A 13,756-nucleotide genomic window follows, 5' to 3' on the forward strand; every position below is an offset into this window, starting at 1 on the left:
TTTAGAGCCTGTTTAAAAATGCTTGAGCATCCGGTTAATGTTGGATAAATAGACGAAGGACTCGTGAGAAGTTACGCCACACTCATAGTCTTTACTAAGCCGCCGAGACCAATTCATCCAGGCAAAAGTTCGTTCCACCTTCCAGCGCATGGGCACCACCGCACCGGCGGCCCGGCTGGAAGCCGCCCAACTCACTCACTTTCACCACTTCCAAGATGTAGCCCAGTGACGTTTTAACCCAACGGGCCAACTCCTTACCGTAGGCACTATCAGCCAGTATTTTACTCATCCGATCATACCCCTGTCGGGCAAGCGCAGTCAGTACCAGACGAGCTGCTGGACTGTCATGTTGATTGGCGGCATGAACCACTACTACCAGAACCAGTCCCAGCGTATCGACGACGATGTGCCGTTTTCGTCCGTTCACCTTTTTATTTCCGTCGAATCCTTTCGGCACTACACCCCATTCACTACACTTAACACTCTGGGAATCAATCACACCAAGACTAGGTGATTTTTCCCGATTCGCATCCTTTCGCCTGCGTTCTACTAGCGATTTGTTGAGTCGTTCCCAGCCGGGCCGCCGGAGCGGTGCCATCATTGCGCCATCGCTTCGGCGCTCCGATTCCAGAAGTAATAGTAGCACAAGGGCCAGGGTGGCAGATCATTGGGCATCAGTCGCCACTGACAGCCGGTTTTGGTCAAATACAGTAGCGCGTTAAGGATGGCACGCAGTGAATATTTGCGTTTACGCTTGTCAGCCAGGATTTCTTCAATAACTTGCCAGGCAGAATCAGTCAGGTCTGTGGGGTACATCTTTGCCGGGCCGCCGTTGCGGTCGGATTAACCCACAAGATAGGCTGATTCTACTTTTTTAAGCTTACATGCCCGTTTTTAAACAGGCTCTTAAAATTGACCAATCAACGGTACTTGTTGTGTTGAGGGTGCGGGTGATTCAGCAGGAACGTGCCAAAATCCACTACCTGCGCTATCCGAGAAGGTGAGCCGTAACCGATATTCGCCAGCGTATTCGGCTTTGGTGATGGCGAGCGTTCGCATAGGTCGGTTAGTTGAGATAGCACAAAATAGGCTATAAAATTGTTACCTTGTCCTTGAATAACACTAGGCCAGTATGGAAGCGACATTTGTAGCGAGACCCAGCGAACTGAAAGAACAGCTTCTGGAAAAAATAGAGTACCTGTTTGATGGCGATGACCGTCCCGTAACCATCGTACTGAAACGGGACGATAAACCGCGCTACGACCCCCAGGAGGTGTTGAAGCGGATGGACGAAACCCGGAAAAAATACCCGCCAATGGAAATTTCGGCAGATATTGACATTAATAAGTTGATTGACGAAATTTATTGGGAGGGGAATCACTAAATGATCTACTTCGACACGGATGTGCTGGTGAATTACTGCGTTAAACAGCAAATCGTCAAGCATGAGCAAGCTATTCAACTTGTCGAACAGGCCATCAACGATGGTCTGTTTTTCATATCTGCCTTATCACTTAATGAACTAGCGTTCGTGCTAGTCAAGCTAAGGCTAAGCCGGGAAGAGATTACAAAACACCTGAATGACTTTTATCCACTGGGGGCAGCCGCTATTACATTGGAGCATGTACAGCGAGCCGCGCAGCTTGGTTACCAGGTCAGTTTTCATCATATGAGTGACTGCCTGCACACCGCCGTAGCCGAATCGTTTTGCACAGAACTATACACGTACAACCGGTCGGATTTTCAACTGATTACCCACCATACTACGCTGAAAATTACAATTCTATAATCAACCCACCAATGCTCGCAACTCCTCCACAGCACCCTTGATGGCGTCTGCCGTGGCATCTATATCTGCTTCGGTGTTGAAGCGGCCGAGGCTGAAACGTAGGCAGGAGAAGGCTTCGGTTTCGGTCAGGCCCATCGCCAGTAATACGTGCGAGGGGTCGATGCTGGCGGCTGTGCAGGCTGAGCCGTTTGATACGGCAATGCCTTCCAGCCCCATAATCAGCGCGTCGCTGTCGCAGTTTTCGAAATAGATATTGGTAGTGTTGTAAAGGCGATTATCTACATCACCGTTTACGCGCGTACCCGGAATAGTCAGTAACGCGGTTTCGAGTTTTTCCCGTAGAGATGCAACCGAACCGTCAGACCGACCTTGCGTTTCCTTTGCGTCAGCAATAGCCAGCCGACACAGTTCGGCGGCTTTGCCCATGCCCACAATGCCGGGCACGTTGAGAGTGCCACTGCGTAAACCGCGCTCATGGCCGCCACCGTGCAGCAGGGCTTCCAGTTTTACTTTTCCGGGTCGCCGTTGCCGCACGAACAGACCGCCAACGCCCTTGGGGCCGTAGAACTTATGGGCCGAAAAAGCTAACAAATCGACGCCAAGGGCATCGACATCAATCGGCAATTTTCCCACGGCCTGTGTGGCATCGGTCATGAACAGCGCACCCGCTTCGTGGGCCAGTTTGGCTATTTCCTGAACCGGTTGAATGACGCCCGTTTCATTGTTCACCAGCATGACCGATACCAGGATGGTATCGAATCGAATAGCCTCTTTTACGGCGTCCAAATTTAACAAACCGTCGGGCTGAACAGGTAAATACGTAACCTCGCAACCGTGTTTCTCCAGATAGTTGCACACATCCAGCACGGCTTTATGCTCGGTTTGTACCGTAATAATGTGGTTACCCCGATGCTGGTAATTTTCGACAACGCCTTATCGCCAGGTTGATCGATTCAGTGGCACCGGACGTGAACACCAGTTCGTGGGTTTCGCAACCCAGTAAATCGGCTACCTGCTGGCGGGCGGTTTTCACCGCTTCGTGCGCCGATACACCAAATGGGTGCGTACTGGCCGCGTTGGCGTAGGTATCCGTCAAAAACGGCATCATGGCTTCCAGCACCCGTGGGTTCAGCCGGGTAGTGGCGATATTGTCGAGGTAAATCATCCGGTAAAGATAGGGTCAAACCCGTTTTCTTCACACAGGGCGACCCGTTTGAAACGTAGTCTCATGGGTTTGGTAAGGGTATAAATCACTACCCGGCCGGTTAGGGCCCCTGGCTTTTTGGTCAGTTCACCAAGTCGGAATACCAGTAGCAGTTGGGTCAGTTCCGTGGGTTGCCAACGGGCTATCAGTCCCGGCATGGTAGTAAAAGCGATACGATACCCGAATACCCGCGGGCACAACGTATTTTTGTGCCCAAACCGGCTTGAAACGTGTTCGCTTTCAAACAATTTACCATCCACCAGGACCGAACGGCCATGAAGGTCTGCACGGATGCCTGCGTACTGGGGGCCTGCGCCGATGTGGGTACGGGCGGGCGGGTGCTGGATATTGGTACGGGTACGGGCCTGCTGGCTCTGATGGCGGCTCAGCGCAATCCGACGGCTCTGGTCGATGCCGTTGAGGTGGATGACGCTGCCTTTGGTCAGGCGGTTGAAAATGTATCGGCCAGTGAGTTTGCGGAGCGGGTACGGGTGATTCATTCGCGGATACAGGATTTTCAAACGCCCGTGTTGTATGACCGTATCATTGCCAATCCGCCATTTTACACCAAACACCTGCGCTCGCCTGATGCGGCCACCAACCGGGCGTTGCATACCGACGAATTGTCCCTCGATGACCTGATACAGGCGGTGGCGCGCCTGCTGAAACCGGATGGACAGTGGTGGGTCCTGTTGCCCTCTTATGAAACCCGGGTGCTTACCAACCTGGCGCAGGAAACGGGCTTATTCCCATTCAGGCAGCTTGCTCTACAGCATACTGCCCAAAAGCCGGTTTTTCGGATTATAACCGGGTTCTCGTTTCATCAGCACCCGCTACTAACGGATGAGCTGGCCGTTTATGAAACGGATAACAAAACGTATACGCTGGCATTTCGGACCCTGCTGCGTGATTTTTACCTGATTTTCTGAAAACTCTGCGACCTTTGCGACAATCTTTTCGCTCTTTGCGTTTGAGAGTATTATGTCTGACTTACTTCAACTGACCATACTGATTCCGCTTTATAACGAAGACGAGTCGCTGCCCGAACTGCACGACTGGCTGGTTCGGGTAATGACGGAGAATCAATACACCTACGAAATCCTGTTTGTCGACGACGGGAGTACGGATACTTCCTGGGACGTCATTGAGCAGCTGGCTCGCCGGAACCCGCACGTACGGGGTATTCGGTTTAACCGGAACTACGGCAAAACAGCCGCTTTACAGGCCGGTTTTCAGGCGGTGTGCGGTCAGGTAGTGATTACGATGGATGCCGATTTGCAGGACAGCCCCGACGAAATACCGGAACTTTACCGGATGGTTACCGAGGATAAATACGATCTCGTATCGGGCTGGAAACAAAAGCGCTACGATCCCATCACCAAAACGGTGCCGACTAAACTGTTCAATGCGGTGTCGCGCTGGGTGTCAGGCGTGCCGCTGCATGATTTCAACTGCGGGCTGAAAGCCTACCGGCAAAAAGTGGTGAAAACCATTGCCCCGGCCCTGTACGGCGATATGCACCGGAACCTGCCCATTGTGGCCAACTGGAACGGTTTTGGCCGCATCGGCGAGAAAGTCGTACAGCACCGCGCCCGCAAGTATGGCACCACCAAATTCGGGCTGGAGCGATTCGTAAACGGCTTTCTGGACGTACTGGTCATTGGTTTCGTCCAAAAGTTTAGTAAGAGGCCCATGCACTTTTTCGGTACTTTTGGCACGTTGTCGTTCTTTGTCGGCTCGGTACTGGCCATCTGGCTCATTGTGGAGAAGCTGATAAACATTGCGCAGGGCGTCAAATTCCGTAATGTGACCGACAACCCACTGTTTTTTTTCGGTCTGGTCGCCATCATTCTGGGCGTTCAATTATTTTTGGCGGGCTTTCTAGGCGAAATGCTCGTCCGGCAATCGCTGGGTAAATCCAGTGATACGCTCATTGCCGAACGGGTTGGTTTCCTGGAGAACCAACTACCGGTGTAACCGGCCCGGAGCTACTAATCAGCAGAAAAAATCGAATACAACTAATTTTCATAGTACCATCTAATAATCATTCAATGAAGAGCAATTTTAAAGCGCATCCCTGGCACGGCATTTCAATTGGCGATATGGCTCCCAAACAGGTAACGGTTTTTATTGAAATCGTGCCAACCGATACGGTGAAATACGAAATCGACAAGACAACGGGCTACCTCAAAATTGACCGGCCCCAGCAGTATTCCAACGTGTTACCCGCGCTCTATGGTTTTATTCCCCAAACCTTCTGTGGCGACCAGATTGCCCGGCTGGCCACCGAAAAATCGGGACGCGTAGTGGAGATGGGTGACGGTGACCCGCTCGATATCTGCGTCCTGACCGAACGGGAAATTACCCACGGTGACCTGATCTTGCAGGCTATTCCCATCGGCGGCTTTCGCATGATTGACAAGGGCGAAGCCGACGATAAAATTATTGCCGTGCTGAAAGGAGATGCCATGTATGGGCAGTACACCGAACTGGCCCAGCTGCCCGAAGCAGTTGTGAAGCGCCTTCGGCATTACTTCCTGACGTACAAGAATCTGCCTGAAGAACCCGCCGTGATGGAACTGGCCAACGTGTACGGGCAGGCCGAAGCGTTCGAGGTCATTCAGGCATCCGTCAGCGACTATAAGCTGATGTAGATTAAGGGGCGAACGGGTGACAGGCCGATGTGGAATGCCGAATGGCTTCATTATTTCATCCTCTTACTCTTTCCATTCGTCCGCCGTTTTCATACACTCAACACTTTTATAACCCGGCAATTTATGACCGGGTTATATTTGTAATAGCCTGTCATCAAAGGCACTAATTACTGGTTTATTCATGCGACAGTTTCTTAAGTATGTGCTGGCCACCATTGTTGGCCTGTTGTTGTTTTCATTTGTGAGTTTTTTATTGCTGGTAGGCATTGGAGCCGCTTTTTCCTCGTCGGACAGTAAAAGTAACGTTAGTGCTAATTCCGTGCTGAAAATCGACCTGGACGAACCCGTGGAGGAGCGGAGCAGCGAAAATCCGTTCAGTGATATTGGTCCGTTCAGCCAGCAGGGCGACGCTTTAGGCTTAGTGGAGATAAAGCGGAGTTTGAAAGCCGCCAAAGACGACGATAATATCAAGGGTATCTACCTGAAAGTTGAAAGCCCGGTAGCGGGTTGGGCCTCACTCGAGGAAATTCGTAACGCCCTCATCGACTTCAAACAATCCAAAAAGTTCGTATACGCCTACGCCGAGGGTATGACCGAAAAAGGCTATTACCTGGCCTCAATAGCCGATAAAATTTACCTCAATCCGGCGGGTGATCTGGAATGGAACGGCCTCAACGCTGAACTCTCGTTCTTCAAGGGAACGCTCGATAAGCTGGAAATCAAGCCTGAAATCTTTAAGGTCGGTGACTTCAAAAGTGCGGTAGAGCCGTTTATTCGGGATGATATGAGCGAGCCAAACCGCCTGCAGGTAACCTCGTTCCTAAACTCGATAAACAACCATATGCTGGTGGGTATCGCTCAGAGTCGCAACCTGCGGGTCGATTCGCTGAACCGCTACGCCGATAATCTAACCATTCAGAGGCCGGAAGATGCCCTGCGGACGAAAATGATTACCAATGTGGGGTATGAGGATGAAGTCCAAAGCCTGATTCGGAAGGAGCTGAAACTGGACGAGAAGAAGAAAATCAATTACGTGTCCCTCAGCAAATACGATAAATCGGAGAAGGATGATACGGAGGGTAGCGGGTCTAACCGCATTGCGGTTATCATCGCATCCGGCGATATTCACAGCGGAAAAAGTGAGGATAACAGCATCGGTTCCGAAACCATTGCCGCCGAGATTCGGAAGGCGCGGCTGGACGACAAAGTGAAAGCCATTGTGCTGCGCGTCAACTCCGGCGGGGGCAGCGCCCTGGCCTCCGACGTGATGTATCGGGAAGTTGAACTGGCCAAAAAAACCAAGCCGGTCATTGGGTCTATGTCCGATTATGCCGCGTCGGGCGGGTATTACATGCTCATGGGCTGTAATAAAATTGTGGCTCAGCCCAATACCATCACGGGGTCCATCGGGGTATTCGGCATGATGTTCAATACCCAGGATTTCTTTAAAGACAAACTCGGCGTTACCTACGACCGCGTGAAAACGAACACCAACGCCGATTTTCCGACGGCCACGCATGAAATGACGCCGTTCCAGAAGCAGACGATACAACGCGGTGTAGAGCGGGTTTACGCGCAGTTTACGGGTAAGGCGGCTGCTGGCCGTAAACTGCCGATAGACAGTCTGCGGGCCATTGCCGGAGGCCGGGTCTGGACGGGTAGCCAGGGGAAAGCCATTGGCCTGGTCGACCAGCTGGGCGGGTTGGATGAGGCCATCAAACTGGCTGCTCAGTCGGCCAAGCTGAAAGACGGGGATTACAAACTGAAATATCAACCGTTCAAGAAGCCTTTCTTCGAGCAGCTAATGAGTTCAATTTCCGGGGATGACGAAACCCGGATGCAGGCGCAACTGGGTGACCTGGCTCCCTATGTGAAGTACCTGAAAAAGCTAAAAACAATGGAAGGCATCCAGATGCGAATGCCCTTTGAACTGGATATCCGATAAGCTTTTGTTTGGTTTACGGCGTGCAGACCTATGCGTTTTATAAAACGTATAGGTCTTTTTTTTACCTTGCATTACCCAATCTTGTATTGATGCAAACCCCACCCGTTCACCTTGACCTGTTCGCCTTTTTTATCCTGCTGGGCGTAGCACAGTCCGTTTTCCTCGGCTTCTTTTTCCTGACCGGTAAGCGGGGGCTCAGTGTGCCCAATCGCTGCCTGGGCTGGATGATGCTGGCCCTGTCGGCAGTAATTGGGGAGATATTCCTGTGTTATAGCAATTACATGTTTCGGCTACTGCCGCTTGTTGACTTTTCGGAGCCGTTAAATTTCGTGATGGCCCCGCTTTTTTTTCTGTTCGTTTTCGCCCGAATCAGGGGGCAGCTACCCCCTGCCTGGGGCTGGCATTTTCTTCCAGCTGGTTTATGGGCCGTAAACGCCATTTCCTGGCTGTATCAGCCTGTTGCGCTGAAATACAACAATTACCTCAGCGCCTGGCATCCCGAACTGCCCTACGTAACCGAACCACCCTCTTATGTGCCAGAGGATTTTTTTCAGCTCCGTGGCTACATCAATGAACTGACGCTGGTGAGTTGTCTGGTTTACAATCTGCTGGCTTTGCTACTTATTTTTCGTGCCTACAGGAAGTTGGGCAACCCGTTCTGGCGAGGTTCGCCAAAGCGACTGGCTCAGTTGCGGAACCAGACGCTGCTATTTCTGGTGTTACCGCTGCTGATTGGGCTGATAAAGCCCCGGTTTTATGAAGACCTGGGCGATTACCTGCTGGCCTGTTACCTGACCGTTATCATCTATTTCACCAGCATACGGGTCATGGCCGATTCGACCTACTTCACGGATGAACCGGAAACGCAGCTACCTATCCCGGAAACGGATGCTGAGCCCCGGAAGAAGTACGAAAAATCATCCCTGTCCGAAGAAGTAGAAGAGGCTATTTTGCAAAAACTCACCCGACTGATGGAGCGTGAGAAACCCTATCTGCAAAGCGATATATCGTTGACGAAACTAGCCGGGCTGCTAAACACGTCACCACACCACCTCTCGCAGCTGTTGAACGACCGGCTTAATCAGAGTTTTTTTGATTTGCTGGCTACCTATCGCGTTCGGGAAGCGCAGCGACTACTCAATGACCCCACAACGGTACACCTCAAGATTGATGAAATTGCCGAACGGGTAGGGTACAATTCAACGTCCGCGTTTCATACCGCTTTTAAACGGCTAACGGGCCAAACGCCCGCGCAGTTTCGGGAGGCCGCAACTGCGTCCCGGTCGGCATGAACTTCATGAGGGCCGGGAAATAGGGCATTCGGGGCTGTTGACAGGCACTTTTGTATCAGAAAATAACACGTTCTGTTTATGAAATCTTTCGCTACAATCCGGCTCACTACCCGCCGACGAAAAAATCAACTAACCGCCCTGGTTCTGCTGCTGGTTCTGCAACTGAGTGCAACCGCGCAGCCTGCCCGTTCGGTGGAGTGGCCTGCCTACGGAAATGATACGGGCGGCATGCGCTTCTCACCGTTGACTCAGATTACCCCGGCCAATGTAAAGCAACTCGCCGTTGCCTGGACCTTCCGAACCGGCGAACTGGAGCAGTACAAGCATACGAATGCCGCCGAAAAAGCGGCCTTTGAAGCAACACCCATCATGGTGGATGGAACCTTGTTTTTCAGTACACCTACCTCCCGCGTCTTTGCCGTTGATGCCGCCACCGGACAAAAAAAATGGGACTATAACCCCGAGGTGTACCTATGGCAGGAGTTGTCCGAAATAACCTCACGGGGCGTTTCTGTCTGGCCCATTCCCGGTGATAAATCGGCTTCTTCGGACCAGCCCAAACGAATCTTCGTGGCTACCCTCGATGGGCGGCTCATTGCGCTGGATGCGCAGACGGGTAAGCCGGTTGCCACGTTTGGAAAAGCTGGCAGTGTCGATTTGCGGGCGGGTGTGGGCAACATCAGCGTTACCTCACCCCCGGCGGTGATTGGCAATACGGTGGTGGTTGGCTCGTCGATGGGCGACAATCAGCGGTTCAATTACGAACGGGGCGTGGTGCGGGCGTATGATGCCCTGACGGGTGCCCTGCGCTGGAGTTGGGACCCCATTCCCCGCAAAAAAGAGGATGCCGGTTTCGATACCTGGAAAGGGCCAAACGTGAGCCAGACGGGTGCGGCCAATGCGTGGTCACTGATTTCGGCTGATGCCGAACGCGATTTAGTGTTCATCCCCACCACTAGCCCCAGCCCCGATTTTTATGGAGGAGAGCGGCTGGGCCAGAATCGGTTTGCCAGTTCTATCGTCGCCATTCGGGCCTCAACGGGAAAGGTGGTCTGGGATTTTCAGACGGTTCACCACGACATCTGGGATTATGACAATGCCTCGCAACCGGTATTGCTCCCCTTTGTCCAGAATGGAAAAACCGTGCCTGCCGTAGCGGTGGGTACCAAAATGGGTCACGTATTCATCCTGAACCGGGAAACGGGTGTTCCGTTGCTGCCGGTAGAAGAGCGATCCGTACCCAAATCCACCGTACCCGGAGAAGAAGCTTTCCCAACACAGCCTTTCCCAACGACTTTCCCCGCGCTGGGGTTGCAAAAAATGGAAACCTGGGGGCCAACCCCTGCCGATAAAGCAGCCGCCGACCAGCGCGTCAACGGGTTTCGGTACGAGGGCATTTTTACACCCCCGTCGCTGGAAGGCAGCCTCATGACACCGGGTAACGTGGGGGGTATCCACTGGGGCGGCATGAGTTACGACCCTCAGTCGGGACTACTGATTACCAACGTTAACCGGCTGGCGGCCCTCATTCGGCTCCTGCCCCGCGAACAGCTATCTGCCTCTATAAAAAACGACCAGGAACTGCTCCGGGCCGAAACCGGCATGCAGTCGGGAACGCCGTATGTGCTGAAGCGCCTTTATCTGTTTGCCAAAACCGACATGGGCCTGTTGATGCAAACACCCCCGCCCTGGGGAACACTGGTGGCTCTGAACCTGAAAAAAGGTACGCTGGAATGGGAGGTGCCACTGGGCTATATGATGGACCCGGCCAAATACCCGGACGCTAAAAAATGGGGTTCGCTCAATTTCGGCGGAGCCATCACTACGGCGGGTGGACTGGTATTCGTAGCGGCCAGCCTGGATGGTCATTTGCGGGCATTCAGCACGAAAGATGGCAGTACGCAATGGGAAATGCCGCTACCCGCCAGTGGGCAGGCTACGCCCATGACCTATCAGGTAAACGGGCAGCAATACGTCGTGATAGCCGCCGGTGGTCACGGTAAGTTGGGTACCAAACTGGGCGATTACGTGGTGGCGTATAAGTTGCCCTGATTGTTGGAGGAAAATCCGGCTTAATGGGGTAAGTTCTGTGTTACCCATTAAGCCGGATTTTCCTCCAGCCAGACTTTAATACAATTAACGTAGTCAATGAAGGTGAGCTGCTCGACGGTCCATCTTAACTGGCGGCAAATCTCTGGTAATCGTTCTTTGAATAAGCGAAACTGTTCGGTTAAATAGTCTCCTCCAGCGAGATGAGTTCGAGAACTGGTCGCCAGAAAATCACGGACATGCTGGATTATCTTTTCTTCCTTTAGGTTGTGTGCTTTGATGTCCTGACCGTTGATGTCAGAGATAAATTTTTGATAACGGAAGGGTTCCGAATCCATGACAATAAATTTCTTATTCCGGTTATAGTGCTTCGGCGGAGCAAAATGATGAGCACCAATAAATATTCCTAACTCTAAGGGCATATTGAAGCGGGCAAGCTGAGTATTAGCGTCTAAATCAGCCTTCGAAATATCATGGATTCCATAATGGCAATCATCAATGATGCGGATTATTTTCTGAATCCTGACGTCAGCGGTGTTATCTTCTTCCTGAGCACACCGGGGCGTAAAACCGCAGGCTTGAACCGTAAAAACAGTTGCTTGAAAAAGGGGTTTGTAATTGTCGTCGAAAGGGCAATTAATAAAGACATTACGCTGGTAAAGAGCAGGCTCAACCATAATTATTTGAGACTGCGGATAGCTTGCCGGATCTTTTTTAAGTCTGAAGGTTTTGATTTCGGATGCGTTAAAATTAACACCTTTGCCGCTAGCTTCTGATCCTCAGATAACTCTCCTTCTGGTAGCTTACGCTTAGTACCTACCGTTTGCTTCGTTTTCCGGACATCCCCCAATGTTTTGTCTTTGCGTATCTTACGGCCGTCAGATCCATACAATTTAATGCCCAGTTCTTTCTCAACGGTGCCTACTTTTTTATCTGACCGGGTCTTACGAGGTTTGCTCATTATGGAATGCGTTTGTGAGTAAAACTATCGAAAGAGTATGAAAATTCAAAATTAAGTCAATGGTCAGCTATAAGCGTTAGATGGGTCGGATTTTGCCGCTCGAAATCCGTATCGTTGGCTAATTGAACCGTATCTTTGCCTTGTCAGGACTTTCCAATAACTGCCCTGATAATACACTTACCCGCCTGAATGATGAGTTTGATTGACACTGGCCTGGAAAAAGGCTACATACGCTTCGATTCTGAGCGCAAGTTTATTACCTACGTTTTCCAAAATAAAAAACGCAACTACACAAACCCGGAAGAACAGGTTCAAGCCGAAACATTTCTCAAACTTATATTGGTTTATGGCTATCCAGTTCTGCGTATACGTCAGTTCGTTACTATAACGATGGGGTCGTCTACCAAAGAAGCCGACTTAGTTGTTTATGACGATGACGAGTGCCAGGAACCCAAACTAATTGTAGAGTGTAAAAAGCCAGATGTTTCCGAACTTGAGTTTCAACAGGCTGTTGAACAGGCGTTTAGCTACGCCTTTGCCACGCCAAAAAACGTAAAGTTCATTTGGGTGACGTCAGGTATCAAAGACCGTTATTTTACGGTCAATAAAGAAAAAGACGAACGGAAAGACGAGTCTGATATTCCGCAGTTTGGCGTTGAAAAACTGGCGCAGTACAAATACGTCAAAGGAGGAACCGCCCAGAATACTGCGCAGGACAATGCAGCCGCGTATGGAAAACAAAAGTTTTTTGAACTTCAAACCGTCACCGAGTCTGAACTTACCCGTCGGTTTCGTCAAGCTCATCAGGCACTTTGGGCTGGGGGTGAACTAAATCCTTCTGAAGCGTTTGATGAGTTGGACAAACTTATATTCTGCAAAATCTGGGACGAACGGCACAAAAAGAGAAAAAATGGAGAGCCGTATGATTTTCAGATCATCAGCGAAGAGGCAGAAGGGAAAATAACTGCCGACGAGAAAACTACTGCCGAACTATTTAAACGCATTAATGCTCTGTACGCCGAAGGACAGAAGGAAGACCCCGAAGTATTCAAAGAAGACATTCGACTTAGCCCTCAGAAAGTAAAAACGGTAGTTGGCTACCTCGAAGGCATAAACCTCAGTAAAACCGACCTCGACAGTAAAGGCCGGGCGTTTGAGGAATTTATGGGCAGCTATTTCCGGGGTGACTTCGGGCAATTTTTCACACCCCGTAACATTGTCAAGTTCATTGTAGAAGTGATGCCAATCACCAATACCTCACGGGTACTCGATACATCCTGCGGGAGCGGTGGATTCTTACTCTACGCGCTTGAAAGGGTAAGAACTGAAGCGGGAGAATACTTTCCAAACTGGCAAACTGACCCCGACGATAGTCGTCAACATTACAAATTCTGGCACGATTTCGCAGAAAAAAATCTGTATGGTATCGAGATCAATGAGCAAATTGCCCGTACCGCTAAAATGAATATGATTATTCATGATGACGGACATACGAATGTGATTGCCGCTGATGGTCTCTTGAAAAGTACGGAATTAATAAAACGGAGTGGTAACGCCGGGTTTGAATACGGCAAATTTGATTTTATCATTACCAATCCGCCTTTTGGCTCAACTGTACGACAAGCCGAACGGGCCTACCTGAATCAGTATAATTTTGGGGTGAAAGAAGCCAATTGGCTCGACCTCAAAAGCTCGGCAGTTGAAGACCGGGCCAATCAAAGTACCGAAGTCCTGTTCATTGAACAATGCCACAATTTCCTGCGCGAAGGCGGCTACATGGCCGTTGTGATTCCTGATGGAATCCTGACTAACAATAGTTTGCAGTACGTGCGCGACCAGATTGAAAACTAGTACCGGATTGT

General features: G+C 50.8%; 15 protein-coding genes and 1 pseudogene. 9 read left to right on the forward strand and 7 right to left on the reverse strand.

Annotated elements, in window-relative coordinates; all coding sequences use genetic code 11:
* Nucleotides 1–94: 94 nt before the first annotated feature.
* The 3 genes from B156_RS30320 to B156_RS31775 all read right to left on the reverse strand — a co-directional run bounded on the left by B156_RS30320 (nt 95) and on the right by B156_RS31775 (nt 1,059).
* On the reverse strand, nt 95–646 hold the full coding sequence (locus tag B156_RS30320; protein WP_157627053.1) for a transposase: 552 nt from the start codon (nt 644–646) through the stop codon (nt 95–97).
* Nucleotides 598–816 (reverse strand): IS5 family transposase, encoded by a 219-nt coding sequence (locus B156_RS30325; protein WP_018620585.1) that lies wholly within the window; start codon nt 814–816, stop codon nt 598–600. Before B156_RS30325 ends, B156_RS30320 begins: the two co-directional genes overlap by 49 nt.
* A 90-nt stretch (nt 817–906) precedes the next feature.
* Nucleotides 907–1,059, reverse strand: a complete 153-nt coding sequence (locus tag B156_RS31775; protein ID WP_169518257.1) for a hypothetical protein — start codon at nt 1,057–1,059, stop codon at nt 907–909.
* A 73-nt stretch (nt 1,060–1,132) separates the two neighbouring features.
* Here B156_RS31775 and B156_RS0115105 point away from each other — a divergent pair, with 73 nt between their 5' ends.
* Together B156_RS0115105 and B156_RS0115110 are read left to right on the forward strand one after the other, a co-directional pair.
* On the forward strand, nt 1,133–1,384 hold the full coding sequence (locus tag B156_RS0115105; RefSeq protein WP_018620586.1) for a hypothetical protein: 252 nt from the start codon (nt 1,133–1,135) through the stop codon (nt 1,382–1,384).
* Nucleotides 1,385–1,789 (forward strand): PIN domain-containing protein, encoded by a 405-nt coding sequence (locus B156_RS0115110; RefSeq protein ID WP_018620587.1) that lies wholly within the window; start codon nt 1,385–1,387, stop codon nt 1,787–1,789.
* Here the strand turns inward: B156_RS0115110 and B156_RS29245 are convergent.
* Together B156_RS29245 and B156_RS0115120 are read right to left on the reverse strand one after the other, a co-directional pair.
* Nucleotides 1,790–2,954: pseudogene (locus tag B156_RS29245) on the reverse strand (cysteine desulfurase family protein).
* Nucleotides 2,951–3,151: a hypothetical protein gene (locus B156_RS0115120; RefSeq protein WP_018620588.1), complete on the reverse strand. Its 201-nt coding sequence runs from the start codon at nt 3,149–3,151 to the stop codon at nt 2,951–2,953. The pseudogene B156_RS29245 and the gene B156_RS0115120 overlap by 4 nt, the downstream one beginning before the upstream one ends.
* Before the next feature lie 72 nt (nt 3,152–3,223).
* Between B156_RS0115120 and B156_RS0115125 the strand changes: the two genes are divergently transcribed.
* The 6 genes from B156_RS0115125 to B156_RS0115150 all read left to right on the forward strand — a co-directional run bounded on the left by B156_RS0115125 (nt 3,224) and on the right by B156_RS0115150 (nt 10,936).
* Complete coding sequence (locus B156_RS0115125) at nt 3,224–3,922, forward strand: tRNA1(Val) (adenine(37)-N6)-methyltransferase (RefSeq protein WP_018620589.1); 699 nt, start codon at nt 3,224–3,226, stop codon at nt 3,920–3,922.
* 52 nt (nt 3,923–3,974) lie between these two features.
* Nucleotides 3,975–4,970 (forward strand): glycosyltransferase family 2 protein, encoded by a 996-nt coding sequence (locus B156_RS0115130; protein ID WP_018620590.1) that lies wholly within the window; start codon nt 3,975–3,977, stop codon nt 4,968–4,970.
* Nucleotides 4,971–5,044: 74 nt separating this feature from the next.
* Nucleotides 5,045–5,647, forward strand: a complete 603-nt coding sequence (locus B156_RS0115135; protein ID WP_018620591.1) for an inorganic pyrophosphatase — start codon at nt 5,045–5,047, stop codon at nt 5,645–5,647.
* A gap of 181 nt (nt 5,648–5,828) precedes the next feature.
* Nucleotides 5,829–7,592: a signal peptide peptidase SppA gene (gene sppA / locus B156_RS0115140; protein ID WP_018620592.1), complete on the forward strand. Its 1,764-nt coding sequence runs from the start codon at nt 5,829–5,831 to the stop codon at nt 7,590–7,592.
* Nucleotides 7,593–7,681: 89 nt separating this feature from the next.
* Nucleotides 7,682–8,884 (forward strand): helix-turn-helix transcriptional regulator, encoded by a 1,203-nt coding sequence (locus B156_RS0115145; RefSeq protein ID WP_018620593.1) that lies wholly within the window; start codon nt 7,682–7,684, stop codon nt 8,882–8,884.
* Between the two features lie 78 nt (nt 8,885–8,962).
* Nucleotides 8,963–10,936 carry a pyrroloquinoline quinone-dependent dehydrogenase gene (locus B156_RS0115150; protein WP_018620594.1) on the forward strand — a complete coding sequence of 658 codons (1,974 nt, stop codon included), beginning with the start codon at nt 8,963–8,965 and terminating at the stop codon, nt 10,934–10,936.
* Between the two features lie 47 nt (nt 10,937–10,983).
* Here the strand turns inward: B156_RS0115150 and B156_RS0115155 are convergent, their stop codons facing one another.
* Together B156_RS0115155 and B156_RS29250 are read right to left on the reverse strand one after the other, a co-directional pair.
* The gene (locus tag B156_RS0115155; RefSeq protein ID WP_018620595.1) at nt 10,984–11,610 is read right to left on the reverse strand and encodes a hypothetical protein; all 627 of its coding nucleotides are present in this window, start codon (nt 11,608–11,610) and stop codon (nt 10,984–10,986) included.
* A 2-nt stretch (nt 11,611–11,612) separates the two neighbouring features.
* On the reverse strand, nt 11,613–11,894 hold the full coding sequence (locus tag B156_RS29250) for a hypothetical protein (protein ID WP_018620596.1): 282 nt from the start codon (nt 11,892–11,894) through the stop codon (nt 11,613–11,615).
* 189 nt (nt 11,895–12,083) lie between these two features.
* Here B156_RS29250 and B156_RS29255 point away from each other — a divergent pair, with 189 nt between their 5' ends.
* Entirely contained in the window at nt 12,084–13,745 is a 1,662-nt protein-coding gene (locus tag B156_RS29255) for a type I restriction-modification system subunit M (protein ID WP_018620597.1), read from the forward strand.
* Nucleotides 13,746–13,756 lie beyond the last annotated feature (11 nt).

Origin of the sequence: Spirosoma luteum DSM 19990 (assembly GCF_000374065.1) — a bacterium.
Lineage (GTDB): Bacteria > Bacteroidota > Bacteroidia > Cytophagales > Spirosomataceae > Spirosoma > Spirosoma luteum.